This window comes from Paraburkholderia sp. AV2 (genome assembly GCF_054968425.1).
Window position 1 is genome coordinate 1 of record NZ_JBANLK010000071.1, and the last position, 23873, is coordinate 23873.

Below are 23873 nucleotides of genomic sequence, written 5' to 3' on the forward strand. Positions count from 1 at the left end.
CGCCAATAAACGCGTAAACGTCATCGGGCACTTCGTCCGGCAGGCCGAGCGCGACTCGTGCGGGGTTGTATGCGCCGAGCGCTGCGGCCTGATCCGCTGCCGTGGAGAATCGGGCGTGGCGAATCTGCCGGATTTGCGCGGCGTCCTGGCCGGTGATGGCGTTCGGGTCGCCTTCGGTCGGCGTGTTGGCCGTGTCGGTGTGATCGAGGTCTTCGGGATCGTCGTTCGAATTCGCGAGTTGCGTGCGCAGGATCGACGCAGCGTCACGGCCCAGACGCTTGATCGCAGCGTCGATGGCTTTGTTGAGCTTGGGGTTGTTGGCGAGCGCGGCGAGTTCCGTATTGCCGGTCTTCTCCGCGACGTCACGCGCGGCTTTGATGGTTGCGATTCCAGCGTGCAGAACGGCAGCACGTTGGGCGAGTCCCTTCACAGAAGGGGTGACAGCATCGAGTGCCGCGCGACGCTTCTGGCCCTTCACGATGCGCGGGTTGTTCGGGATTTTGGTGTTGCGAACGATGGTCGTCATGATGTGATTACTCCTTGGTGAGCATCTGGCCGTTGTTGGCCGATTGCTGTTGATCTGCCGGTGCGGTACGCGGCGTGTGGTCAACTCCGCCGCCACCGAATTGCGATGCCTTCTGGCCGCCCGCATACGAGTGGACGAGTGTTTCGAGCGCTGCATGCGCTGCGATCTTTGCCTGCGCTTCTGCGGCTGCGCGATTTTCCTGATTGGCCATGATCTCTGCCGATTGCGCGTCCGCTGCCGATTGCGCTGCTGCCTGCGCGTCCGCTGCCGATTGCGCGTCCGCTGCGGTTTGCGCCTGCACCTGCGCGTCCGCCGCTGCTTGCGCTGCGGCTGCGGTTTGCTCTGCTTGATCTGCCATGATTTCTCCTTTTGAGTAGGACTACGAAGAGTCTTGAGTAAATGATTAGCGCGATCTGGCCTTTGCCTTCGACTCCTTGTGCGCCTGATACTGCGCATCGGCTTCGTCCAGCTTCGCGGCCATGCTCACGTCGAACAAGTTGATCGCATCTTCGCCGCTGTAGAACTCTTCCAAGTCCCTCAGCGTTGCTTGCTTCGAGTTGATGATGCTTGCGAGGATCGGATCAATGCCGCGTGCCTGTCGTGGTTCACGTTCGCTACGCAGGTAGCTGGGAACCTTGATCGGCTTCCAGTCGCGCAAAAATCCGACGTTCACCTCACTCCACGCGGCAAGCACCGATTCGAGTACAACGTGTGCCGGGACGAACCCGGTGCGCTCGCGGATATACTCGTTCGAACGTTGTTTAGAGTCTAATGCGACCCAATGTTCGTGTTCGTCCAACACTTCGATCAGCGGCAAGACGGCCATCGGATCGAGCGGGCCGGTGCGATTCACTTCGGCAAAAGCCGCAACTGCACCGGCCTGAAGCGTGCGAAACTTCATGCCGAACACTTCGAACTCTTTGAGCTTTCTCGACATGGGCGTGCTCCTTAACCCTTTACGCTATCGACTTGCTCGTTGAGAGCTTGCTGAACGCTTTCGTGGAGAATCTGCGTGACGCGGCGCTTGAACTGAGCTTGATCGGGAATGCCACCTGTGACGTTGATCGAGATGTTCGACGCGTCGATGTTCACGGTCTGACCCGAAGTGAGTTCCTGACCGCCAGCACGAGCGCGGCCAAGAATCTGTGCGCTGTAATTCTCCAGCGACCGCTCGCTGATCGCGGCCTGCTGAAATTCGGTCATCGCAGATTTCCGCTGGAACGCATTCAGACCGGGCGCATATGCAGCTTGATATGCCTTGTACACGCTGGCCTTCTCAGACGTGAGCGCACGCTGATAGCCCAAGTCCACATCGCCGCGCGAGAACTGGCCTTGGAGGATGCCCGCACCCGTTACACCGCTGACATGCAGCCCTGCGGCAATAGCATCCGCCGCGCTGAGGACGCGCTGCCGGTCGAGACTATTGCCGCCTGCGAGATTGAACGACTTACCGGGCGTCGCAACCCAATGGCCCGTACCGATTGCGCTGCCACCAAAGGCCGCCAGCACCTTCGACACATAGTTCGGATCGGAATTGCCGTTGTATCCGCGCAGACCGGCTTCAAGATTGCCCTTGTTGATGCCAATCTGCTCCTTCAAGATGCCCGCACCGACCATGATGTTTGCTGCCGGGTCCATGACGTTCGAGCCGTTGCCGAGCTTCTTCCAGTTGCCGCGCGTGACTTGCATCAAGCCGCCAGCGCCGGTCTCGCTGTATTGGCCGTTCACACCGTGCGATTCGGTCTGCATCACTGCATAGATCAGTTGCGGGTCAAGGCCGGTCTTATCCGCTGCGGCCTTAATATGCTGCGCATACTGGCTCGATTGCCACGTGCCGGAGCCGCCCGGAACGAACGTGGAACCGCCACCGTTGCTCGCGCCGTTAACGCTCGAAGGCGAACCACCCGCGCCCGATGCCGCGCCAGCTTCGCCCGCGAGAAGCGCATTCATCTCCTGCTCGCCAATCGTGTGCGTGAACGAATTCACGCTGGCGGCAAAGAGCGAAGCCGCGCGCATGTACATCGTGCCCGCGTCGAAAATTTGATGCTGCTGGGTCGCGTCGCTCTTTGCCTTCGCGACGAGCTTCTGGCGCTTCTGGTCGGCATCCGCCAGCGCCTTCTTCGTATCCTGAGCGACAGAGTTGTTGTCATCGAACATGCCCGCGCCATCAGCCATCATGGCGCTGTCGCCCATCTTCTTTAGCCACGCGAGCCAGCCACCGTTCTTCGACGGGCTCAGTGCGCTGCCGACCGCTTCGGGCAGAGCCTTGAAGAAGTTGATGAGATCGGCGGACGCGTCAACGGAGAACTCTTTGATGGCGCTCTTGCCCTTGTTGAACGTCTCGTTCAGCGTCTTCAGATTCTCGTTGTACTGTGCGATGTTGGCTATGTCCTCATCACTCATCTGCACTTTGCCGGCATCGCTGCCAGCGCGGCGCAGTTCATCCACCATGCGCGGATCGAGACCGCCATACGACATGCCGAGTGCTTCCGCCTGCTCGCGGCTCATACCTTGGAAGTTCGCGCCGATGGAACTCATGTTGTCTTGAACGGAGCCGAACGGATTGCCGCCCATCATGCGCAGCTTGTACGCGTCCGCGCCGGTCGGGTCGATGCGCGCGGAGCGAACCATGCCCGCGATGTTGCCCAGGCTCTGATCGACCGTCGCGCGATCTACGTTGCCGCTTGCGGTAAGGGAGCGCCGGACACCTTCAAGGCTCGTCAGATCGATGCCAGTACCATAGGCGAGCTTGAGATTGGCGTTGTACTCCTGCACCTGATCTGCGGCGAACTTCACCGCGAGGCCGATAGCGGTCATCGCGCCAGCAACCGGGCCAGCCGCGCCAAGGAACTTGCCGAACGCGCCTGTGGCCGTGTCGAGCGTCTTACTGACGCCTTGGAAATGCGAGACCATCTCCTTCACGCCCGCCACGGATTTTTCGTGACCCTTCGAAGTCTTCTCCATCGACTCTTGCAGCTTTTGGAGGCGACTGATCGAATCCTTTAGGTCAACTTGGTACATCAAAGTGAAGCGGTCAAGGTCTTCGGCCATTTTTCTTACTCCCCTTTCTTCGCGTTCGCTGCGGCCAATTCGAGCATCGGGCCGTACAGCCGCACGACTTCCGACACGAAGCCCGCGCCAAGGTCTGCGCCGATGGCCTCATATTCCGGCTTCTTCTCGCGCAGGAACAAATCGAACGTGATGCCGTTGTGCGCGAGCGCGGCGTCATACAGGCTCAACGCGACGCGCCAATCGCTGCACAGCGCGTTTATCGCGGTCTCGCTGTTGAGCGGCTTCCCGTCGAGCGTGACGTGCGAGAGCACCTGGACGAGTAGAGCGCGCTTGAACGCATAATCTTTCGAGTCATACGCGTCGATGAACTTGTACTTGATTTCGTACCCGTCCAGAGCGTTGAACGCGCCCAGAACAGCTTCGCGCCCGTCTTCGAGAGTGACCGTGTTGAGGATGGACGTTTCCATTATTTCGAATCCTTGATGGTTTTGACGTTGGCTGTCGCGCGGTCCATCGCTTCGGTCGGGCGAAGACAGCCCTTGAAGATGTACTTGGCGCAGGCGGGGCCGCGATTGTGGAAGGTGGCGCCGGACGCGATCATGGCGGCGCGCAACGCTCGCGGCGAGATGGCCTGATCGAAGCCGATGGCCTTTGCCGCGTCGCGGATGGCACGGCCCGTCACCACTAGCTCGCCGGTATCCCGCGCGTGCGTCATGTTTGCGGAAGCGCGAGCGATGATGGCGGGCATACGCTGGATGAGTTCGTCACTCACGTCTTACTCTCCTTTGTCGTAGTGCGGGGTTTCGTCAGACTGATACTTGATTTCCTTCTCGCGCTTTTCGAGGATGCCGCCAAGGATCACGAAATCGGTCGGCTGGCGATGCTGGCCTTGATCGTGGATGCGGTCGGAAACTTTCATGCTGATGGCGCGGGCAGCGTCTGCCGCGTGATGGGTCAGTTCTGCCACGCGCGCATTCAATTCCGCGTCGCGCTTCTCGCCAAGCGCCACGACAATCTCCGCGACTTCGCGCTGGAACGCGTTCGTGGATTCGTATACGCGGGCCGCAGCGTCGAGCGCTTCGGGCGTGGCGATCAGGTGCTTTCCGAAGACTGCCGCGAAGGATTCGAACGCGCCGTAACCGATGGCCCGGAGCGAAGCGTGAACGTGCCGCTCGTGCGGCGTGAACAGTGCGCGCGCCACGTTGCGCGATGCGAAGTCTTCCGGCAGAAGCGTGTTGTTGTACGCGTTCGTGGTGATCTTGATACGGTCGATAATACTGTTCATAGTGATATGGATACCGAATCGATTGGTGGATAGAACGTTGTTACGAGTTCGTATCGTCCGCCATCCCGGTGTCCAACCGACACGCATCGAACGCTGTAACGAGTTCGGTTAGGTGTACGCCTTCGTGTCGGGGTACGCTCGCGGCATCACACGTATTGGAGTCCTATCAATGCTAGGCCAGCGCGTATTACAGGTTCAGCTTACGATGAGCAACGGCAATGTGGTAACGCTGGACGAGACCTTGGACCTGCGCGTACAGACGCAATCCGTAGCACTCGGCATTCAGGCGCACGCTTCGATTCAGGTTTACAACCTGTCGGAGCAGCTTCGTCTGCAAATCCTCTCGCGCATCAACGAGTACCAAAACCACCTGACGCAATCGAGCGGCAGCGGCAAGCCGTTCGTCCCGGTCACGATCATGGCGGGATATAGCTCAGCAGCACCCTCATCGCAACCCGCCAGCAACAACAGCACGCAGATTTTCACCGGCGAAGCGTACTCATCGCGCCTTCTCAGCGGCCCGCCGAATATCGGAATTCAGATCATGGCCGCGACGCGTCAGGTGGACAAGACGGCAATTCCCGCCGCCCTTCCCGCCGCGCAGATGACGTTCCTTGCCGCAGCGCAGTACGCCGCAGCGCAGGCGGGACTCCAGCTTCAATGCACCGCTTCGTGCAACTCCGTCACCATCACGAACCCGTTCATCACGGCCACGAACGTCGGGCAATTGCCGAAGATGCTGATGTATCTCGCCCCGGCGAACAACCCTGTGGACGTTTTCATCGACAGCGGCACGCTCTACGTGCGCGACCGCAATGCGATTGCTGACGGCTCCACGCCGCTGGCCGTCAACGAGTTCATCGGAATGCCGAACTGGAACGAGTTCGGGTGCGACTTCACCACGCTCTTTCGCACCGACATTCGTATGCACACGGCGGTCGCGATCCAATCCTTGCTCAACCCGTCGCTCAACGGCAATTACGTCCCGTACCGCATCGAGAACGACCTGACGAGCCGTGGTGAGCCGTTCTACACGCACGTGGGCGCGGCGCTGCCTGCTAACGCTTCTGTTCAGTGAGGTACAGCGAAAATGGCTTATGTATCCCGCGTCTATGTAGGCGGCAAACTTGTGTCTTCAGGAAAGGTATCTGGCGCGTTCGATAAGCCGCGCATGAACGGAGCGGAATGCGACCGCGCGCATTACAGCATTCGAGAGCTACAACGACCAGCCGCAGCAGAAAAGGCGCTGTCGGGCGATCACCCGGACGCGCTGCTTGATGACGATGAGGCGTAGTGGCGCTGGCTGGCGTCCGTGTTGTTAGCGCAAAAGAGTGACCTACTCCAGCACTTTATTAAATGGTGCCAGATTGCGACGCGAGCATTGCTGATCTAGTATTAGCGCTGCTCCGAGAGCACCGGCACACCCCGCCGTCTGTCCTACAGAAACCAGTCTAGTTCGCCCGGATCGCGCAACGCGGTCCAAATGGCTCGTGGCGAACAACTCACCTATTGACTTTAATCGCCGCGCTGCACGGCTCGCGTTCGTGCGCGCTCGATATTCACAATTCGGAGCAAGACCATGAACGTAGCCGAGTTCGCAATTATTCAGGCGCTGAACGCAGCAAACCTTCCGATCATCAACTTGAAAACTGATGAGCCGTGCGAGAGTCTGGACGGCAAGCCGCTTGCATTCACGATGTATCACGCGGCGGAAGACGGAAGCGTCCAGATTGTGTGCCGTGGCGCTGAATTCTATTCAAGGATCATCGGTGCCGTTTCGTCCGCGATGGAGTCGCTTCACTCGTGCGGCTTGGCCGCGCCCAGTGTGCGGTTTGAGATGGTCGCTGCGTAATTCGGGAAGCGTCCGCACAGCCCAATGGCGGCTCGTGGCTTCGTGCTGCGGGCCTTTGTTCGCTCGCGGTGTCTCGACAGTGGCGTAAGTGAACACGTTGGGCGCGGAGATAATCGGATCAACTTCTTACTTCGAGGCAAGGAGATTCCGATGAAAGGCGAAGCAAAACTTACCTTCGTCACCTCGTCCGAATTGCGGGCGCAGGTGATCGCCGCTGCGGCTGAGAAGGGAATCACCCCCAGCGAGTTCGTGCGCTTGGCGACGATGCACGTCCTCAAGGAGAAGCCCGAACTGGCCGCCCGGAGCGGTATGCGCAAACAGGGCGGATTTCCGCAGGCTGCATAAAAGAAAGCCGCTGAGGCGTGGGCCTGAGCGGCTTTGAAGATTTCGAGTCCAATCACTTACAACGATTCGGTTACCAGCCGGATCAAATGACAGGAGTCCTTAACGATGAGTATCGCTGAAAATAATGACCGTGGCAACAGCCACGAAGAAAATTCCCTTTCGGATCAAGGCACGTCAGCGAACATCGGCAAGGTGTATGACGGATTCGATGAAGCTATGGAAGGCGCACTTGAACAAGCCGATAAAGAATTGGAGCAAAGTCGGGCACGCCTGATTGCGAACGAAGCGGCGAACGAAGCTGCTGTTGCAGAGCTTCGCAAGGAGCCGGATATTGTGAAGCGGGCCAAGAAGCTGTTCGAGTCGCAGCAGATTGCCTTCAAGGACGTCAAGAAGGTTCGGCAAGGTGATTCATTCATCACGCAGCCGCTGATGACGGACGAGAACAAACTGGTCGTGCTGAATGCGCTGTTCGATGGCGAGCGTGCAAAGCCGCACCGCGATCACTTCCGTGGGCGCATTGTGGATCACAATGGCAAGGTGATTGACGAGTTCTATCCGGTAACGCGCTGGGTCGAAGCGTTTAGCGCTGGCGGGCTGAAGGGTGTAACGCTGGAATCTGCGCGAAAGGTCATCAAGGAATATGCGCTGCCCGACGAGCGCAACGACCTGATCGACAAAGTGAGGGATCGCATCCCGAAGTGGGACGAGACGCGACGCATGGAGACGAAGCTGATTGAGTTGTTCGGTGAGGTTGCTTCTGAATTTCACCGCAAATGCTCGCAGTACTTCTGGCTGTCGCTGTATGCGCGTGTGATGTATCCGGGTTCGCTCGCGCCGATGATGCTGTCGATATTCGGGCCGCAAGGGTGCGGTAAGTCGCGCTTCACGCAGACCCTTTGCAAGATCATCATGTGCGACCCGGAAGCCGACACGACACCGCTTAACATGGCCGGCGAACCGCTTCACTTCCTGCGCGCGATCACCGGACAGTCGATCATCGCAAACGCTGGCGAAATGACCGGCTTTACGCGCGGCGACCTTAACAAGATCAAAGACTTCATTACGCGCCAGTCGGACAGCCTTAACTTCAAGTATGAGGGTGAGCTGCAACAACCGCGCCAGTGGATCACCGTGATGGACGGGAACAAGTTGGACGGTGTGTTTCGCGACGATACCGGCGAGCGGCGCATCATCCTGTGGGTATGCGGTCGGCAGGAGGATGAGCAGGGCAAGATCGCCTACGACCCTGATTTCAAAGTGGCCCAGAACCATTGGGACTCTTTGGAAAACGAAGTGTGGCAGATCATGGCAGAGTGCCAACGCTGGTTCGCGGACAACGGCGAGAAAAAGTATGAAGCGTTCGTGTCGGAAGTTGTCCAGCAAGTAAATGCCGCAAACGAGAAAGTGAAGGCGAAGGGCAACGGCGGCATCTCCGACCCGGTTGTTGAGACCTTTTTCACGAATGCGTTCGCCGCGACACCGATGGTTTGGCGTGAAACTGGCGTGGCGTGCAGCATTCCCGGCACCGAGAAAAAGACTCAGTTTTATGACGTGCCGCAAGGGGTCATCGTGTACGCTGACACGTTCATCCAGACGATGGACCGTGTTGTCGGGAAGCAAAAGGTGACTTCGGAGCGAACGAAGGCTGCGCTGTTTGCTTTCGCGGAGTTGAACGGCGGCATCATCGGCAAGTTCTCCGGGAAAAGAGCGGGCGTGCTGTTCTGCGTCGGCAAGGATACGACTTCAGTTAAGAAACGTGGTGGCCGCGCCGAAGCCGTCGATCAGTTGATCGCTGACGATGGCTCGAATAGCCTGTTCACTGGCGATGAGGCGATTGCCAAGCTGAAGAAGAAGTTCACCGACGATGATGGGTCGAAAGCCGCTGCGGATCAGGCCGATGCGAGGCATGAGCCGTTTTGAGTCCGCACGTTGCTGTTAATGGGTGTGAGTTGTTCGAGGGTCGCAGGCTTCGGTTCGTGGCCCTTTTTGCTTTGTTCGTCGCTGGATTGGCGACGCCTATGTTCATTCTGGTGCCATTCCAGTTCCGTAGTTCCAGTTCCGGGGCAGTCTAGTTCCAGGCCGGAACTGCCTGCAAACGCAAGCGGGGCTTGGGTTCCGTGGTTTTCAGTTCCAGAGTTCCAGTCGAATCACAGTTTCCCTAACTACCCGGCCAACACACTTGCACCCTAACTCTTCTTTATCTATTGGAACTATTGGAACTATTGGAACTAGAGAACCGAAACCCCTTGCAGCATAAGACTTCGACACCAGTTCCAATTTGCCTGCGGCTGGAACTATCGGGAACCGAACTGGAACCGGCCTGCGGCAAGCATCAGCACTCCGTGCGCTTCTGTCCTGCGGCCAGCAGCTAGGGCACTCAGGCCGTGCGGCCTTCACCACAAGCGCCAATCAGCACGCGGCCATACCCGGCGACCGAACAGGGACGGCGCGCCAGCCCACGCCGAATCGCGCACCCTGCCCGAATAAGGCTGTCGCGCACACGCCCGATATGAGGTGACGAAGCGCCGGGACGCGAGCGGGACGGGCGGCGATATTCCGGCGTCGATCCGCCCGCCCGAAAGACCGCAGAACACGCAGCGCCCAGCGAAAACCGTGTCCTACGCGCCTGCATCGACCCGGCCCACACAACCCTACCCGAACGACCCGCGAACGGCTCCTGCAAGGCCAGCTAGACCACGACACTAGCGCCCGTCAAACTCGCGTAACACCTAGTACATTGGATCAATAGACATGGTCGCGGACATCGACACATTCAGCAACGAGTTCATCGCGCACTTTCACAAGGAAGCGCTGCTGCGTTACGTCAAACTTCGCGCCGATGGTCACACCAGCATCGCGGCGTTGACGGGTGCTTTCGGTCACGAGTACGCCATGACCATGAACCCGTTCGCTTACATCAACCTCATCGAAACGTCGGACGCGTACAAGCGCACTCTGGTCGCGGCAGTCGCAGACAAGAAAGACAACCCCATCTGGGACGCGCAGCGAGCAGCCCGCGTTCTCTTCTCCATCGCCACGGACGAATCTGCGAAGCGCGCGGAACGCATCGCGGCAGCGAAGGAACTCAACGTGCTGTTCGGCATCACGATCATTGACGACAAGGGCAACACTCGCATCGGCCACTCGTTCGCGGACTTCCAACGCCTCATCGCGAAGCCTTCGGAATCGAAGCCTCACTAAGCCATGATCGGCACAGAAGAGTATCAAAGCCATCTAGCGGAGCATGGGCGGCGCGTCGCAAACCGCGTCGCCTACTCGTCTATGTCGAAGGACGAGCGCGGATCAACCGATCTGTCCATGTTCTACGCGTGCTATGGCAACGAGCGCGACCTGCCCGAAGACGAACGATCACGCGAAAGTAACCCGGCTAATGACTTTGATCCGTGCGGATGGTTCGCGTTCTACGCCTCCAATCCGTGGGTCATTGCCGCTAGGAGGGTGATGAAGGACAACAACCTGACAGATTGGTGGAACGCGTCGGATGCACCGACACGCCGGTGGATGCTGTCGCTTGCCCACAAGACGGACGACGAACTACGCACGGTCGCGGAAGAACTTGAGCAGCGCGGCGAGCAGGAATGGGCGAACTTCGTTTACTCGCTCACGGAATCCGACCTTGTGGCGCTTTACCTTCTCCGCAATCGTGATCGACGCTGGCCCGATCCGAACCCGCCAGCGCACCTTGGCCAAGTAGCGAAAGAGCAAGTGACCCGCATCCGCAAAATGAAGTAAGAGGCGAACCATGGCAACCTTGAAGAGCAGACTAGCGAAGTCCAAGGACACCGAACAAGCAGACGAGAAGCCCGCAGCCGGGTTCTTCGACGGTTTCGAGTCATCGGGCAGCGGCACAACGGGAATCGACCAGCGCAAGTGGCGCGAAGATGAAGGCACCATCAACTACGATCCGTCGCTGGAACTCCAACAGACCATCGAGCGCGCCGATGTGATCGGACGGGCGCAAGCCGCGCGGCAGGCAGACGTTGCATGCGTTGCTGGCAACCCTGTACAGCCGACCAGCCGCGAGCGCATCGAACATGCCATGCGGCCACGATCCGGCGTGCGCGATGACGGTCTGTATGAGCTATCGACCCATCGCGCTGCTCGCGGCGAAGGCCGGACGAGCGCGGCAAATCGCGCTGCCAAACGTGAGCGACAGGAAGCCCGCGCGTGGTCGATGTTCGCGTGGATCGTGTCGCTTGACGCAGGGCGTACATAACGCATCCGTACAATATCGACACTGTTCACGCTTTCTCGACGGTTGGCGTGTTCGGTGCGTGGGAGTGAGTTGAGGGGAAATCGCCCGGTGTTTGCCAAAAGCGGACACCGGGCTTTTCTTCGTCCGCGCCCCTCTCCCGTCCCGCGCTTCACTCTTCCCATAGCCCAACAGCCCGCGACTCCCGATATGAGGGAGTAACGTTACTGAACGCGATTCAACAATAGATGGAATTGCCAGATAATCAGGCTCCTTCAAAACAACAAGGAAGACCGTCTAATGCGATTCAAGATAACGGGAAGGTCACGGCGAGTCGCGACTGCTATCGCACTTGCCGGAATATCATCTGTCGCAGTAGCGAAGGGCGTGTGGTTGCAGACGTCATCAGGACAGGAAGGCAGTGGACCGGAAGCCGGGTTGCATGTGGAGTACGTCCTACCATCAAGCATCAAAGTGCTCGGAGATGGAAGTCGCGAAGCATTCTTGAAGGATGTTTACTCGCCACCCGTCCATGATCCGTTTTCCGGTTCGGATACAGCATTCACAATCGAGAAGATCGAGGTCAATTGCCGCAACATGAGCTACGGCGTGGTAGCTGGGATGGACTTCGACAAGAATGTAACGCCGCTATCTGCAACGACTGGTGAATGGGACGAGAGCAAGCCTGTATGGTCGTTGAAGAGTATGGAGGTGCTGGACCCAACCTCAGTCACGTATCGAACGGCGAAATACATCTGCGGGATTGCCGGTTAATCGTCATGCAGAGCGCGGCGAGCCGCTGAGACCCACCGCGCGACTTCTAAGGGACTATCAGCCCAGCTTCGCCGCAATCGCGACCGGATCGGGCGCGGAGTACACGGCCAGTTGTGAGAGCGTCCGGTGACCAGAGCACACCTGAATCTCCGCGACGCTCAGGCCACGCTCGATCATGCGGCTGATCGACTCGCGTCGCAGGTCGTGATAGTGAAGACCTTCGATCTCAACGCGCTTGCACAGCCGCACGAACGCGTGTTTGAGCGAGCATCGTTGATCCTTACCAAACGCCCACAGCACGCGTGGCTCGCCCTTCTTCCGAATCAGGCCGGAAAGAATCTCCACTGCACGGTTCGATAGTGGGATCGTTCGCGGGCGGCCATTCTTCGTCATCGGGAAGCGAGCAATCTTGCGATCAAGGTCCACGTTGTCCCATCGCAACGCCAGCAACTCGCCCTGCCGCGCGGCAGTCTCCACGGCCAGTTCGATAGCGGGCCACAAGTGCTGAATCCGCGATTGCTCGCAGCCCTTCCGTAGCCGTTCGAACTCGCCGGGTTGCAGCCGCCTGTCTCGCGGTGCCGGAGCCTTCGGGCGTGTGATCCGACACTCTGGAACGTCGATGCCCCATTCGAGCTTCGCCCGGTTCAGCGCGGCCCGGAGAATATTTAGCTCACGCAGGACCGTTCCGGGCTTCACCTGCTTAAGCCGGTCATCCCGATACTTCGCCAAGATGGCGGGCGTTAGATCGCGCACCGGAATCTTCGTCCACGATTCCCGGAGCCACAAGTTAATCCGCATAACGGTCAGGTCGCCAGCGCGTAGGGTCGGGCAGACTTCCTCCCGGTATCGCCGCAGCAGATCGGCCAGCGTCGAGTCATCCTGCGGCTTCGCGTCGAAAACTTCACCGTTGTCCCAACCGCGCTCCATCTCACGCGCCCACTTCTTCGCGTCGGAGAGGCTTACAAAGGTCTTGCTGAGGGTCGGGCGGTCGCGCCTTCGACATTTCGCCTGATAACGGACGTTACCGCGTGAGTCGGTGCGCTTTGTGAAAGTCGCCATTTTCTGAGTCCCGTATAAGTCCTACGGACACAGAAAGGCACTTGAAGAGGATGGCGCGCCCGGCTGGGATCGAACCAGCAACCCCTGCCTTCGGAGGGCAGTACTCTATCCATTGAGCTACGGGCGCATTGAGACGCTGGCGCTGCCACCAATCGCGAAAAAACAGAAGGAAAGCGGCGCCGCAGTGAGACCGAGAGAATACCCGGTTTCGGTTAAACCGTCCACCGCACGGGGGTTGGCCGGTCAACGCGTCCTGCAATCAGGGCCGCATCGCCAGAACCCCACCCATCCGGCCCCGCCGCTCCGGGTAAACGCCCGCTGAAGACCCCCGCTGCCGCCCACCAGCCGCAAAACCTTGCGTCTATAATCGTCGGTGTTTGATCCATCGCCAGGTTGTACCGCTCACCACAATACCAACGGGAGACGAGACAAGCATGAGCGAAGCACCCCACGGAGCCCCGATCAAAACGCCCGGCCAGCTGATCGCCGCCATCGTCGCCGGGTTTGCCATCCCCATCGTCTGCTGCATCATGCTCGCCTACTACGTCGACAGCACGACGCGCACCGGTGCCGGCACCGATGAGCTTTCCGCCCAGCAAATCACCGCACGCATCGCGCCCGTCGCGCAGGTCTCGGTACGCGACGCCAACGCGCCGCGCGTCTACAAGACCGGCGAGCAGGTCTTTCAGGCGGTCTGCTCGGCCTGCCACGCCACGGGCGCGGCGGGCGCGCCGAAGTTCGGCAACTCGGGCGACTGGGCGCCGCGCATCGCGCAAGGCTACGACACGCTGTGGCACACGGCCCTCACCGGCAAGGGCGCCATGCCGCCGCGCGGCGGCACGAGCCCCGACGATTACAGCGATTACGAAATCGGCCTCGCCGTCGCCTACATGGCGAATCACGCCGGCGCGAACTTCCCGAATCCGCCCATGCCCGCACCCGGCACCGCACAGGGTGCATCGGGTGCGGCAGCGGCCGCGCCGGCTTCAGGTGCCCCCGCTACGTCGGGCGCCGAGGCCAGTGCTGGCCAGGCTTCAGCCGCCGCAGCAGCAATCGCGGCTATTCCACAACCCGCTTCCGCGCCCGCGGCAGGCAGCGCCGAACAAAGCGCCGACGCGTCACAGGCCGGCAAGGCGCTCTATCAGCAGGTCTGCCAGGCCTGCCACGCGGCGGGCGTGCTGGGTGCGCCGAAGTTCGGCAACAAGGGCGACTGGGCGCCGCGCCTGAAGGATCCGATGGATACCATCTACAACTACGCGCTGCACGGCAAGGGCCAGATGCCGCCGAAGGGCGGCTCGAACGCCTCGGACGCCGACGTGAAAGCCGCCGTCGATTACATGGTGAGCGCTGCGAAGTAAGCGCCCACTCGCGTACTGCACGCGCACGAGAGCCCAAGACAAAGGGCTGCATCTCACGATGCAGCCCTTTTCGTTTTCACCGCGTCCTTGCCGTCGTAGTCAAGCACCGCAACCGCGAGCAGCGTTCAGCCCTTCTGCAACAGCGCCTTCAAGCTCGCCAGCCGGTCTTTCGGCGTCATCGGCGCTTCTTCCGCCGTGGGCGGTGGCGCGTCGTCCAGGCCCATCTCCGGGATGAAGCGCGACGCTTCGCACACCACCGTCTCGCGCGCCCGCTTGCGCTTCTTGCACCAGTTCAGGTGCAGGCTGCGCTGCGCGCGCGTGATCGCCACGTACATCAGGCGCCGCTCTTCCTCGATGCGCGCGTCGTCGATCACGTCGTCTTCCGAGCCGCCGCGGTGGGGCATGATGCCCTCCTCCACGCCCACCAGGAACACGTGCGGATACTCCAGCCCCTTCGAGGCGTGCACGGTCGAGAGGCGCACCGCATCGGGGTCCTCGTCCTTGCCTTCGAGCATCGACATCAGCGCCACGGTCTGGATCAGGCCCATGAGGTTCTTGCCGGTGTCGGCGAGGCCGTCGGCATTGTCGTAGCCCGTGGCCTCGCTATCCTCACCGATTTCCTGCTCGGGTTTCGTGCCCTTGCGTTTGAGCCACTCCAGGAATTCCAGTACGTTCTGCCACTTCGACTGCGCCTGGCGTTCGTCGAAAGCGTCGTACAGGTAGGCCTCGTAGTGGATCGCTTCCATGAGGTCGTCCAGCACGACCGTCGCCGGCTCCTTCTCGGCGCGCTCGGCAAGGCGCTGCATGAAGTCGCAGAACACGCGCATCGGCTCGACCTGGCGCGCGGAAAGCCGCGCCTCGATGCCGCCCATGTACACGGCCTCGAACAGCGACACCTTGGCCTGCCCCGCGAACGAGCCGAGCGCTTCGAGCGTGGTGTTGCCCACGCCGCGCCGCGGCGTGGTGATCGCGCGGATGAAGGCGGGATCGTCGTCGTGGTTGGCGATCAGGCGCAGGTACGCGCAGAGGTCCTTGATCTCGGCCTTGTCGAAGAACGACTGGCCGCCCGAGAGCACGTAGGGGATGCGCTCGCGGCGCAGCACCTGTTCGAAGATGCGCGCCTGGAAGTTGCCGCGGTAAAGAATCGCGTAGTCGCGGAACTGCGCCCGCCGCTCGAACTTGTGCGCGGAAAGGCGGAACACCACCGACTCGGCCTCGTGCTCTTCGTCATTGCAGGGCGTGACCGTGATCGTGTCGCCCATGCCGTGCTCGGACCAGAGCTTTTTCTCGAAGAGCTTCGGGTTGTTCGCGATGACGTTGTTCGCCGCCGTGAGAATGCGCACCGTCGAGCGGTAGTTCTGCTCCAGCTTGATGACGTGCAGCTTCGGATAGTCCTTGCCGAGCTGTGCCAGATTTTCAATCGTGGCGCCGCGCCAGCCGTAGATGGCCTGGTCGTCGTCGCCCACGGCCGTGAACGCGGCGCGCGGGCCCGCCAGCAGCTTGAGCAGCTCGTACTGGCAGGTGTTGGTGTCCTGGTACTCGTCGATCAGCAGATAGCGCAGCTTGTTCTGCCAGCGTTCGCGCACGGGCTCGTTCTTCGCGAACAGCTCGGTGGGCAGGCGGATCAGATCGTCGAAATCCACGGCCTGGTAGGCGTGCAGCGTCGCTACGTAGTTGCGGTAGACGATGGCCGCCTGGTGCTCGTCCTCGTTCGAAGCGGTGGCAAGCGCTTCCTCGGGCATCACGAGGCCGTTCTTCCAGAGCGAGATGATCGACTGGATCTTGCGGATGAAGCCTTTATCCGTCGATCCCACTTGTTCCTGGATCATGGCGAAGCAGTCGTCCGAATCCATGATCGAGAACTGGGGCTTGAGCCCCAGATGCTCGGCTTCCTGGCGCAGGATCTGCACGCCCAGCGAGTGAAACGTGCAGACCGTGAGCTGGTTGGTCGGCACCTTGCGACCTTCCTTGCCGGGCGTGGTGAGCGTCTTGCCTTCCAGCAGCTTGCCCACGCGCTCGCGCATTTCGGCGGCGGCCTTGTTGGTGAAGGTGACGGCCGCGATATGGCGCGGCTCGAAGCCTTTCGCTTCGATCAGGTGCGCGATTTTCTGCGTGATCACGCGCGTCTTGCCGCTGCCCGCGCCGGCGAGCACGAGACAGGGACCGTCGAGATAGCGCACCGCTTCACTTTGGGCGGGATTCAGGCCTGCGGACATCGTTGCTGGATGGGAAAAACGGGTGGGACGGCCGGGCGCCGCGCGGGAGGTGCGATGTTAACACGGCCGCGTGCCACAATAACGGCCTCCCGCCCACCGCGGCCGTGGCCGCAGTTCCGTACCGCCGCGCCGCCTCTTGCAGGAATTGCCCCATGACTTCCCCGCTGAAACTCGGCCTGATGGGCTATGGCTTTGCCGGCCAGACCTTCCACGCACCGGTGATCGCGCATTGCCCCGCGGTCGAGCTGGCCGCTATCGCCACCGGCCAGCCGGAGCGCGCCCACGCCGACTTTCCCGAAGCCGCGATCGTTCCCGACCTCGACGCCCTGCTCGCACTCGCCGACGTGGAATGCGTGGTGATCGCCACGCCCAACGACACGCACTTCGACCTCGCCCGCCGCACGCTGGAGCGCGGCAAGCACGTGCTCGTCGACAAGCCGGTCACGCTCACTTCGGCCGAGGCGCGTACGCTCGCCGCGCTCGCGGCCGAGCGCGGACTCGTGTTCGCGCCGTTCCACAATCGCCGCTGGGACGGCGATTTCCTCACCGTACGCACGCTCCTCGAAAGCGGCGAGCTGGGCCGGGTCGCGCACTTCGAATCGCATTTCGACCGCTTCCGGCCGCTCGTGCGCCAGCGCTGGCGCGAAGACGCCTCGCGCGGCGGCGGCCTGCTCTACGATCTCGGGCCGCATCTGATCGACCAGACGCTCGCGCTCTTCGGCACGCCCGAAACGGTGACGGCCTTCGTGCGCACGCGCCGCGACAACGCCACGGCGCCCGACTACGCCCATCTCGTGCTCGGCTACGCACAGCACGAAGCCGTGCTGCACGCGAGCGCGCTGGCGGCCTTCTCGCCGCGCTTCGTGATCACCGGTACGGGCGGCAGCTATTTGAAGAACGGGCTCGACACTCAGGAGGATCAGTTGAAAGCGGGGCTGCGTCCGGGCCAGCCAGGCTTTGGCGCGGGCAACGAGGCGGGGCGGCTGCTTGGGCTGCTCGCGGACGGCAGCGAAAACGAACGCAGCCTGCCCACGCTGAACGGCGACTACACCGGCCTCTATCGTGCGCTGGCCGCAGCGATCCGCGAGGGCGTGCCCTTCCCGGTGAGTCCGCAGGACGCCATCGACGTCATGACCCTAATCGAGCTGGCCACCCAAAGCGCCGCCGAGGGGCGCACGCTACCGTTTGCACGAGGAAACTGAAAGCCCGACCGCGGCGCTCAAGCGTCGCTGGCGCGGGCTTGCCCGCGTCATTGTCGGGGTTTGAGACGCCTTGGCCTCATCGTCGAATATCCCGGCGGACCCGCTGCATACCTTTCATTGTTCCGACACGGATGAAAGATGAATACAAACGGTTACAAGTCCTGGCGCGCGAATCTGTCATCTCAATAAACGCCTGAAACGTTGCTCGTTCGGACAACGCCAAAAAGAGCGACAACGACCAAAGGAGTCTTACATGTCCCGTATTGCACGTGCGCTTGCTGCAAGCGCCCTCGTCTCGACGCTGGCCGCCTGCGTCGTCAACCAGCCGCCGCCCCCGCCCGGCCCGACGCCGCACCAGATTGCCGTCGAGCGCCTGCATCAGGTGGATGGCCGCATCGACAATCTGGGCCGCCGCATCGACGCGCACGTGAATCAGGGCTACTACCCGCCGCCGCAAGGCAACGCGCTGCATCACCGCCTCGACGACATTCGCGGCGAAGCGCATAACATGGCCTCGCAGCACGGCGGCGGCATCTCGCCCGACGAGCAGCGCGTCCTGAACCAGGAACTCGACCAGGCCGCGCACGCGATCGGCGAGTAATTCCCCGAAGTACGCGGGGCGTGTCAAAATTTTTCTGGATTGACACGCCCTGTGCGCCTCGCGCACAATCGCTGCGCGCGCCGGGAGAGCGCGCCGGTTGACAGCTTTCCAGCGCAGCCGGCGCCGCCGAAGGGGCAACCCACAAACTCTCAGGCAAAAGGACCGTGCGCGCCGGACCGCCTTTGCGCCAGCCTTGCGCCACCGTGCGCGCGGCATACGGAAAGGCAAAAAGGTCCGCACTCTGGAGAGCGGCAGCAGAACGGCGGCAAGACAGGCCGCGTTCAGACTGCCCACCGAAGGGGCGCGCGCCGCCCGGACGCTGACCCACTCAACTCAGCGCGCGGCGCAATCTCTCAGGTACCGAGGACAGAGGGGCCATGCATGAAGCGTCCACAGGCACAGGGCCTGCGGAGCCTCATGCATGGCCTTTTTCGTTTTCGACCGTGCCGAGGCCGCCCCATGACCGAACTGAAACGTACCCCGCTCAACGCCACCCACCGTGCGCTCAATGCCCGCATGGTCGACTTCGGCGGCTGGGACATGCCCGTCAACTACGGCTCGCAGATCGACGAGCACCACGCCGTGCGCACCGACGCCGGCATGTTCGACGTCTCGCACATGCGCGTGGTCGATTTCGCGGGCCCGAAGGCGCGTGAGTTCTTCTCCCGCGCGCTCGCCAACAACGTTGCGAAGCTTGCCACGCCGGGCAAGGCGCTCTACTCGTGCATGCTGAACCCCGAAGGCGGCGTGATCGACGACCTGATCGTCTACTACTTCGCCGACGACGAGTTCCGCGCCGTCGTCAACGCGGGCACGGCCGAAAAAGACATCTCCTGGTTCGAAAAGCTCAACGCCGAAGGCGGCTACGGCCTCGCCATCACGCCGCGCAACGATCTGGCGATCGTCGCCGTGCAAGGCCCGAACGCACGCGAGCGGGTCTGGTGCGTGGCACCCTCCTCGCGCAGTTGCACCGAAACGCTCAAGCCCTTCAACGCCGCGAAGATCGAAGGCACGCCGTTCGGCGAGCTGACGATCGCGCGCACCGGCTACACCGGCGAAGACGGCTTCGAAGTGATCGTGCCCGTCGCCGCCGTCTGCGAACTGTGGAGTGCGCTGCAAAACCAGGGCGTGAAGCCCTGCGGCCTCGGCGCGCGCGACACGCTGCGCCTCGAAGCCGGCATGAACCTGTACGGCCAGGACATGGACGACAACGTCTCGCCGCTCGACGCGGGCCTCGCCTGGACCGTCGACATGAAAGAGCCGCGCGACTTCGTCGGCCGCGCCGTGCTGGAGAAAAACGGTTCGCGCATGGCCTTCGTCGGCCTGATCCTGCAGAAGGAAAACGGCAAGGCGGGCGGCGTGCTGCGCGCCCACCAGAAAGTACTCACGCCGCACGGCGAGGGCGAGATCACGAGCGGCACGTTCTCGCCGACCATGCAGGAATCCATCGCCTTCGCGCGCGTGCCGCAGGGCGTGCAGCCGGGCGACGTCGTGCAGGTGCAGATCCGCGACAAAGCCCTTCCCGCAAGCGTGGTAAAACTGCCGTTCGTGCGCAACGGCAAGGTGCTGGCCGCCTGAACGCCGTGCGTCGGGTCGTCTGGCAGGTCGCCTGACCGGCGCGCACGCTCCCCTCTTCCGAAGCATTTGCAAGCAACCGCGAACCACACACTGGAGCATCCTATGAGCATCCCGGCCGATCTGAAATACACCGAATCGCACGAATGGGTTCGCACCGAAACCGACGGCACGCTGACCGTCGGCATCACCGACCACGCGCAGGAAGCGCTCGGCGACATCGTCTTTCTCGAACTGCCCGAAGCGGGCCGCACGGTCGGCGCGGGCGACGCCGTTGCCGTGATCGAGTCGGTCAAGGCCGCCTCGGACATCTACGCGCCGGTGGCCGGCGAGATCGTCGATTCGAACAGCACGCTCGTCGACACGCCCGACCAGGTGAACGGCGCGCCCTACGAATCGTGGCTCTTCAAGATCAAGCCGGCTGCGGACGCCTCGCTCGACCGCCTGATCGACGCCGCCGCCTACGAAAAGGCGATCGGCGCCTGATACCCCCAGCGCCTTTAGCACAACGCACCCGCGCGGCGGTACCAGCCCGGCCGCCGCGCCCGCAGGAACGCCCATGAAGCTCGAACACCCGGATCGTCTGATGAACACTTCTCTCACCCTCGCGGCGCTCGAGACGCACGAAGCCTTCGCCGGCCGCCACATCGGGCCCGACACGGCTGACCAGCAGGCGATGCTCGGCACGCTCGGCTTCGCCTCGCGCACCGCGCTGATCGAAGCGGTGATTCCAGCCGCGATCCGCCGCCAGGAAACGCTGCCGCTCGGCCCGTTCAGCGCGCCGCGCACGGAAGCCGAGGCGCTCGCGGGCCTGCGCGCGCTCGCCGACAAGAACGAGGTGTTCCGCTCCTATATCGGGCAGGGCTACTACGACACGCACACGCCGGCCGTCATCCTGCGCAACGTGCTCGAAAACCCGGCGTGGTACACCGCGTACACGCCGTACCAGCCGGAAATCTCGCAGGGCCGCCTCGAAGCCCTGCTGAACTTCCAGCAGATGATCACCGACCTGACGGGCCTCGCGATCTCGAACGCGTCGCTGCTCGACGAGGCCACGGCCGCCGCCGAGGCGATGACGCTCGTGCAGCGCACCGGCAAGTCGAAGTCGAACGTGTTCTACGTGGCCGACGACGTGCTGCCGCAAACGCTCGAAGTCGTGAAGACGCGCGCGAAGCCGATCGGCATCGAGGTGAAGGTCGGTCCGGCCGCTGACGCCGCGCAGGCCAACGCCTTTGGCGTGCTGCTGCAATACCCCGGCGTGAACGGCGACGTGCACGATTACCGCGAACTCGCTGCCGCGATCCACGCAACGGGCGGCGCCGTGATCGCCGCCGCCGACCTGCTCGCGCTCACCGTGCTCGTGCCGCCGGGCGAATGGGGCGCGGACGTGGCCGTGGGCAACTCGCAGCGCTTCGGCGTGCCGATGGGCTTTGGCGGCCCGCACGCCGCGTATCTTGCGGTGAAGGACGACTTCAAGCGCCAGATGCCGGGGCGTCTCGTCGGCGTGACCGTCGACGCGCAGGGCAACCCGGCGCTGCGCCTCGCGCTGCAAACGCGCGAACAGCACATCCGCCGCGAGAAGGCGACCTCGAACGTCTGCACGGCGCAGGCGCTGCTCGCGATCATGGCGAGCATGTACGCGGTCTATCACGGCCCGCAGGGCCTGAAGACGATCGCGCTGCGCGTGAACCGCGTCGCGGCCATCCTCGCCGCCGGCGCGAAGCAACTGGGCTACACGCTCGTGAACGAATCGTTCTTCGACACGCTCACGTTCGAATCGGGCGCCCGCACCCAGGCGCTGCACGACGCGGCGCTCGCGCGCGGCATGAACCTGCGCCGAGTGAGCGAAACGCGCGTCGGCGTGTCGGTGGATGAAACCACCACGCGCGCCGACCTCGCCGATCTGCTCGCCGTGTTCGCGCAAGCCGCGTTCGCGAGCGAAACGCCCTCGGTCGATACCCTCGACGCTTCCCTGGCAAAGGCCGGCACGACTTCGTTCCCGACCGCGCTCGCACGCGAAAGCGCGTACCTCACGCACCCGGTATTCAACCGCCACCATTCGGAAACGGAAATGCTGCGCTACCTGCGCAGCCTCTCCGACAAGGACCTCGCGCTCGACCGTTCGATGATCCCGCTCGGCTCGTGCACGATGAAGCTCAACGCGACCTCGGAAATGCTGCCGGTCACGTGGCCCGAATTCGGCCGCATCCATCCGTTCGCGCCGGCCGAGCAGACGGTCGGCTATCGCGAGATGGTCGATCAGCTCGAGCAGATGCTCGTGGCCGCCACGGGCTACGCCGCCGTCTCGCTGCAGCCGAACGCCGGCTCGCAGGGCGAGTACGCGGGTCTGCTCATCATCCAGGCGTACCACGCCTCGCGCGGCGAAGCGCATCGCAACGTCTGCCTGATCCCCGCATCGGCGCACGGCACCAACCCGGCTTCGGCGCAAATGGCCGGCCTGCAGGTGGTGGTCGTGGCCTGCGACGCGAAGGGCAACGTCGATCTCGCCGACCTGAAGGCCAAGGCTGGGCAGCACGCCGCGAAGCTCGCGGCGATCATGATCACCTACCCCTCGACGCACGGCGTGTTCGAAGAGAACGTGCGCGAAGTCTGCGAGATCGTGCACGCGCACGGCGGCCAGGTGTACGTGGACGGCGCGAACATGAACGCGATGGTCGGCCTCGCGGCCCCGGGCCAGTTCGGCGGCGACGTCTCGCACCTGAACCTGCACAAGACCTTCTGCATTCCGCACGGCGGCGGCGGCCCGGGCGTCGGTCCGGTCGCCGTGGGCGCGCACCTCGCGCAGTTCCTGCCGAACCAGCTTTCGACGGGCTACCGCCGCGATGAAAACGGCATCGGCGCGGTGAGCGCGGCGCCTTACGGCTCGGCCTCGATCCTGCCGATCTCGTGGATGTACATCGCCATGATGGGCGCGGCCAACCTCACGGCCGCCACGGAAACCGCGATCCTCAACGCGAACTACGTCGCGAACCAGCTCGCGCCGCATTTTCCGGTGCTCTACAGCGGCCCGGGCGGGCTCGTCGCGCACGAGTGCATTCTCGACCTGCGCCCCATCAAGGACGCGAGCGGCATCACCGTCGACGACGTCGCCAAGCGCCTGATGGACTACGGCTTCCACGCGCCGACCATGAGCTTCCCGGTGCCGGGGACGCTGATGGTCGAGCCGACCGAATCGGAATCGAAGGAAGAACTCGACCGCTTCGTCGAGGCCATGATCGCGATCCGCGAGGAAATCCGCGCCGTGGAAGACGGCCGCGCGGACAAGGAAGACAACCCGCTGCGCCACGCGCCGCACACCGCGGCCGTGGTGGTCGCCGACGACTGGCAGCACGCCTACTCGCGCGAACAGGCGGCCTACCCGGTGCGCTCGCTGGTGGCGCGCAAGTACTGGCCGCCGGTCGGCCGCGCGGACAACGTCTATGGCGACCGCAACCTGTTCTGCTCGTGCGTGCCGATCGCCGAGTACGGCGACGCAGAAGCAGCAGAGGCCGCGCAAGAGGCCAACGAGGCCTGAGCGTCGCTTTGACGGCCGCCGCGCGTCGCGGGAAGTTGACGCCGGCGGCAGCCATCGCCCTCACATTCGGCGCCGCAAACCGTTACCATCACACACCTGTCAGCCTTGAACCAGGGAGTCCCGCATGGCGCGGAAGGTGCTAACGGTCTCAATCGGGATCTCAACCCGGGTCTTTGCCCCGGTCTCAACCCGAATCTCGGCCCGGCCCGTGGGCGGCGGCGCCCCCGCGCGGCCAGTGAGGCGGGCCCCCCAGCTGGGTGCGGGCTGCTGCTGGCTTTGCGCCCCCACCACCCCCCCCCCCCCGCTGAACATAATCGCGG

At 62.7% G+C, this 23873-nt stretch carries 24 protein-coding genes, 1 tRNA gene and 2 riboswitches; of the genes, 15 read left to right on the forward strand and 10 right to left on the reverse strand.

What is annotated here, in order from left to right:
* The 7 genes from V8683_RS29130 to V8683_RS29160 form a co-directional block, all read right to left on the reverse strand.
* Positions 1–526 (reverse strand): hypothetical protein (locus tag V8683_RS29130; RefSeq protein ID WP_462880716.1); only part of this gene is annotated, 526 nt, incomplete at its 3' end.
* 7 nt (positions 527–533) lie between these two features.
* Entirely contained in the window at positions 534–827 is a 294-nt protein-coding gene (locus V8683_RS29135) for a hypothetical protein (RefSeq protein WP_411188073.1), read from the reverse strand.
* A gap of 102 nt (positions 828–929) precedes the next feature.
* Entirely contained in the window at positions 930–1463 is a 534-nt protein-coding gene (locus V8683_RS29140; RefSeq protein WP_411188071.1) for a hypothetical protein, read from the reverse strand.
* Positions 1464–1474: 11 nt separating this feature from the next.
* Positions 1475–3577 carry a transglycosylase SLT domain-containing protein gene (locus V8683_RS29145; protein ID WP_411188069.1) on the reverse strand — a complete coding sequence of 701 codons (2103 nt, stop codon included), beginning with the start codon at positions 3575–3577 and terminating at the stop codon, positions 1475–1477.
* A 5-nt stretch (positions 3578–3582) separates the two neighbouring features.
* A complete protein-coding gene (locus V8683_RS29150; protein WP_411188067.1) occupies positions 3583–4005 on the reverse strand; it encodes a hypothetical protein in 423 nt (140 codons plus the stop codon).
* Positions 4005–4286, reverse strand: coding sequence for a hypothetical protein (locus V8683_RS29155; protein ID WP_411188065.1), 282 nt, complete (start codon positions 4284–4286; stop codon positions 4005–4007). The genes V8683_RS29150 and V8683_RS29155 overlap by 1 nt, the downstream gene beginning before the upstream one ends.
* Positions 4287–4313: 27 nt before the next feature.
* Positions 4314–4910: a hypothetical protein gene (locus V8683_RS29160; protein ID WP_411188063.1), complete on the reverse strand. Its 597-nt coding sequence runs from the start codon at positions 4908–4910 to the stop codon at positions 4314–4316.
* Between the two features lie 25 nt (positions 4911–4935).
* Here V8683_RS29160 and V8683_RS29165 point away from each other — a divergent pair, with 25 nt between their 5' ends.
* The 9 genes from V8683_RS29165 (at position 4936) to V8683_RS29205 (ending at position 12007) form a co-directional block, all read left to right on the forward strand.
* Positions 4936–5901 carry a baseplate hub protein gene (locus V8683_RS29165; protein ID WP_411188061.1) on the forward strand — a complete coding sequence of 322 codons (966 nt, stop codon included), beginning with the start codon at positions 4936–4938 and terminating at the stop codon, positions 5899–5901.
* A 12-nt stretch (positions 5902–5913) separates the two neighbouring features.
* Positions 5914–6117, forward strand: a complete 204-nt coding sequence (locus tag V8683_RS29170) for a hypothetical protein (protein WP_411188059.1) — start codon at positions 5914–5916, stop codon at positions 6115–6117.
* A gap of 285 nt (positions 6118–6402) precedes the next feature.
* Positions 6403–6675 (forward strand): hypothetical protein, encoded by a 273-nt coding sequence (locus tag V8683_RS29175; protein WP_411188057.1) that lies wholly within the window; start codon positions 6403–6405, stop codon positions 6673–6675.
* A 150-nt stretch (positions 6676–6825) separates the two neighbouring features.
* Positions 6826–7020, forward strand: coding sequence for a hypothetical protein (locus tag V8683_RS29180; protein ID WP_411188055.1), 195 nt, complete (start codon positions 6826–6828; stop codon positions 7018–7020).
* 105 nt (positions 7021–7125) lie between these two features.
* A complete protein-coding gene (locus V8683_RS29185; protein WP_411188053.1) occupies positions 7126–8940 on the forward strand; it encodes a VapE domain-containing protein in 1815 nt (604 codons plus the stop codon).
* Positions 8941–9771: 831 nt separating this feature from the next.
* The gene (locus V8683_RS29190) at positions 9772–10221 is read left to right on the forward strand and encodes a hypothetical protein (RefSeq protein WP_411188051.1); all 450 of its coding nucleotides are present in this window, start codon (positions 9772–9774) and stop codon (positions 10219–10221) included.
* 3 nt (positions 10222–10224) lie between these two features.
* Positions 10225–10773 (forward strand): hypothetical protein, encoded by a 549-nt coding sequence (locus tag V8683_RS29195; protein ID WP_411188049.1) that lies wholly within the window; start codon positions 10225–10227, stop codon positions 10771–10773.
* 10 nt (positions 10774–10783) lie between these two features.
* A complete protein-coding gene (locus tag V8683_RS29200) occupies positions 10784–11257 on the forward strand; it encodes a hypothetical protein (protein WP_411188047.1) in 474 nt (157 codons plus the stop codon).
* A 276-nt stretch (positions 11258–11533) separates the two neighbouring features.
* On the forward strand, positions 11534–12007 hold the full coding sequence (locus V8683_RS29205) for a hypothetical protein (RefSeq protein ID WP_411188045.1): 474 nt from the start codon (positions 11534–11536) through the stop codon (positions 12005–12007).
* A 57-nt stretch (positions 12008–12064) separates the two neighbouring features.
* Here the strand turns inward: V8683_RS29205 and V8683_RS29210 are convergent, their stop codons facing one another.
* Both V8683_RS29210 and V8683_RS29215 read right to left on the reverse strand, forming a co-directional pair.
* Positions 12065–13066 (reverse strand): site-specific integrase, encoded by a 1002-nt coding sequence (locus V8683_RS29210; RefSeq protein ID WP_411188043.1) that lies wholly within the window; start codon positions 13064–13066, stop codon positions 12065–12067.
* Positions 13067–13117: 51 nt separating this feature from the next.
* Positions 13118–13193, reverse strand: a tRNA-Arg gene (locus V8683_RS29215).
* A gap of 307 nt (positions 13194–13500) precedes the next feature.
* Here V8683_RS29215 and V8683_RS29220 point away from each other — a divergent pair.
* A complete protein-coding gene (locus V8683_RS29220) occupies positions 13501–14424 on the forward strand; it encodes a c-type cytochrome (RefSeq protein WP_411188041.1) in 924 nt (307 codons plus the stop codon).
* 125 nt (positions 14425–14549) lie between these two features.
* Here the strand turns inward: V8683_RS29220 and V8683_RS29225 are convergent, their stop codons facing one another.
* Entirely contained in the window at positions 14550–16640 is a 2091-nt protein-coding gene (locus V8683_RS29225) for a UvrD-helicase domain-containing protein (RefSeq protein ID WP_411188039.1), read from the reverse strand.
* Between the two features lie 152 nt (positions 16641–16792).
* Here V8683_RS29225 and V8683_RS29230 point away from each other — a divergent pair, with 152 nt between their 5' ends.
* The 5 genes from V8683_RS29230 (at position 16793) to gcvP (ending at position 23553) form a co-directional block, all read left to right on the forward strand.
* On the forward strand, positions 16793–17842 hold the full coding sequence (locus V8683_RS29230) for an oxidoreductase (protein WP_411188037.1): 1050 nt from the start codon (positions 16793–16795) through the stop codon (positions 17840–17842).
* Between the two features lie 253 nt (positions 17843–18095).
* A complete protein-coding gene (locus tag V8683_RS29235) occupies positions 18096–18443 on the forward strand; it encodes a hypothetical protein (protein WP_411188035.1) in 348 nt (115 codons plus the stop codon).
* Between the two features lie 71 nt (positions 18444–18514).
* Positions 18515–18617: riboswitch (glycine riboswitch) on the forward strand.
* A gap of 57 nt (positions 18618–18674) precedes the next feature.
* Positions 18675–18823, forward strand: a riboswitch (glycine riboswitch).
* Positions 18824–18902: 79 nt separating this feature from the next.
* The gene (gene gcvT / locus V8683_RS29240; RefSeq protein ID WP_411188033.1) at positions 18903–20021 is read left to right on the forward strand and encodes a glycine cleavage system aminomethyltransferase GcvT; all 1119 of its coding nucleotides are present in this window, start codon (positions 18903–18905) and stop codon (positions 20019–20021) included.
* A gap of 102 nt (positions 20022–20123) precedes the next feature.
* Positions 20124–20504, forward strand: a complete 381-nt coding sequence (gcvH, locus tag V8683_RS29245; RefSeq protein WP_411188031.1) for a glycine cleavage system protein GcvH — start codon at positions 20124–20126, stop codon at positions 20502–20504.
* A 73-nt stretch (positions 20505–20577) separates the two neighbouring features.
* Positions 20578–23553 (forward strand): aminomethyl-transferring glycine dehydrogenase, encoded by a 2976-nt coding sequence (gcvP, locus tag V8683_RS29250; protein WP_411188029.1) that lies wholly within the window; start codon positions 20578–20580, stop codon positions 23551–23553.
* Positions 23554–23873 lie beyond the last annotated feature (320 nt).

What these genes read in the sequence shown, in the direction of transcription:
- V8683_RS29200 (WP_411188047.1), top strand. Translation starts at nt 10,784, where the DNA reads ATGGCAACCTTGAAGAGCAGACTAGCGAAGTCCAAGGACACCGAACAA.
- V8683_RS29185 (WP_411188053.1), top strand. Translation starts at nt 7,126, where the DNA reads ATGAGTATCGCTGAAAATAATGACCGTGGCAACAGCCACGAAGAAAAT.
- V8683_RS29235 (WP_411188035.1), top strand. Translation starts at nt 18,096, where the DNA reads ATGTCCCGTATTGCACGTGCGCTTGCTGCAAGCGCCCTCGTCTCGACG.
- V8683_RS29175 (WP_411188057.1), top strand. Translation starts at nt 6,403, where the DNA reads ATGAACGTAGCCGAGTTCGCAATTATTCAGGCGCTGAACGCAGCAAAC.
- V8683_RS29230 (WP_411188037.1), top strand. Translation starts at nt 16,793, where the DNA reads ATGACTTCCCCGCTGAAACTCGGCCTGATGGGCTATGGCTTTGCCGGC.
- V8683_RS29195 (WP_411188049.1), top strand. Translation starts at nt 10,225, where the DNA reads ATGATCGGCACAGAAGAGTATCAAAGCCATCTAGCGGAGCATGGGCGG.
- V8683_RS29180 (WP_411188055.1), top strand. Translation starts at nt 6,826, where the DNA reads ATGAAAGGCGAAGCAAAACTTACCTTCGTCACCTCGTCCGAATTGCGG.
- V8683_RS29220 (WP_411188041.1), top strand. Translation starts at nt 13,501, where the DNA reads ATGAGCGAAGCACCCCACGGAGCCCCGATCAAAACGCCCGGCCAGCTG.
- gcvP (WP_411188029.1), top strand. Translation starts at nt 20,578, where the DNA reads ATGAAGCTCGAACACCCGGATCGTCTGATGAACACTTCTCTCACCCTC.
- V8683_RS29145 (WP_411188069.1), bottom strand. Translation starts at nt 3,577, where the DNA reads ATGGCCGAAGACCTTGACCGCTTCACTTTGATGTACCAAGTTGACCTA.
- V8683_RS29155 (WP_411188065.1), bottom strand. Translation starts at nt 4,286, where the DNA reads ATGCCCGCCATCATCGCTCGCGCTTCCGCAAACATGACGCACGCGCGG.
- V8683_RS29225 (WP_411188039.1), bottom strand. Translation starts at nt 16,640, where the DNA reads ATGTCCGCAGGCCTGAATCCCGCCCAAAGTGAAGCGGTGCGCTATCTC.
- V8683_RS29205 (WP_411188045.1), top strand. Translation starts at nt 11,534, where the DNA reads ATGCGATTCAAGATAACGGGAAGGTCACGGCGAGTCGCGACTGCTATC.
- V8683_RS29150 (WP_411188067.1), bottom strand. Translation starts at nt 4,005, where the DNA reads ATGGAAACGTCCATCCTCAACACGGTCACTCTCGAAGACGGGCGCGAA.
- V8683_RS29190 (WP_411188051.1), top strand. Translation starts at nt 9,772, where the DNA reads ATGGTCGCGGACATCGACACATTCAGCAACGAGTTCATCGCGCACTTT.
- V8683_RS29160 (WP_411188063.1), bottom strand. Translation starts at nt 4,910, where the DNA reads ATGCGTGTCGGTTGGACACCGGGATGGCGGACGATACGAACTCGTAAC.
- gcvH (WP_411188031.1), top strand. Translation starts at nt 20,124, where the DNA reads ATGAGCATCCCGGCCGATCTGAAATACACCGAATCGCACGAATGGGTT.
- V8683_RS29210 (WP_411188043.1), bottom strand. Translation starts at nt 13,066, where the DNA reads ATGGCGACTTTCACAAAGCGCACCGACTCACGCGGTAACGTCCGTTAT.
- V8683_RS29140 (WP_411188071.1), bottom strand. Translation starts at nt 1,463, where the DNA reads ATGTCGAGAAAGCTCAAAGAGTTCGAAGTGTTCGGCATGAAGTTTCGC.
- gcvT (WP_411188033.1), top strand. Translation starts at nt 18,903, where the DNA reads ATGACCGAACTGAAACGTACCCCGCTCAACGCCACCCACCGTGCGCTC.
- V8683_RS29170 (WP_411188059.1), top strand. Translation starts at nt 5,914, where the DNA reads ATGGCTTATGTATCCCGCGTCTATGTAGGCGGCAAACTTGTGTCTTCA.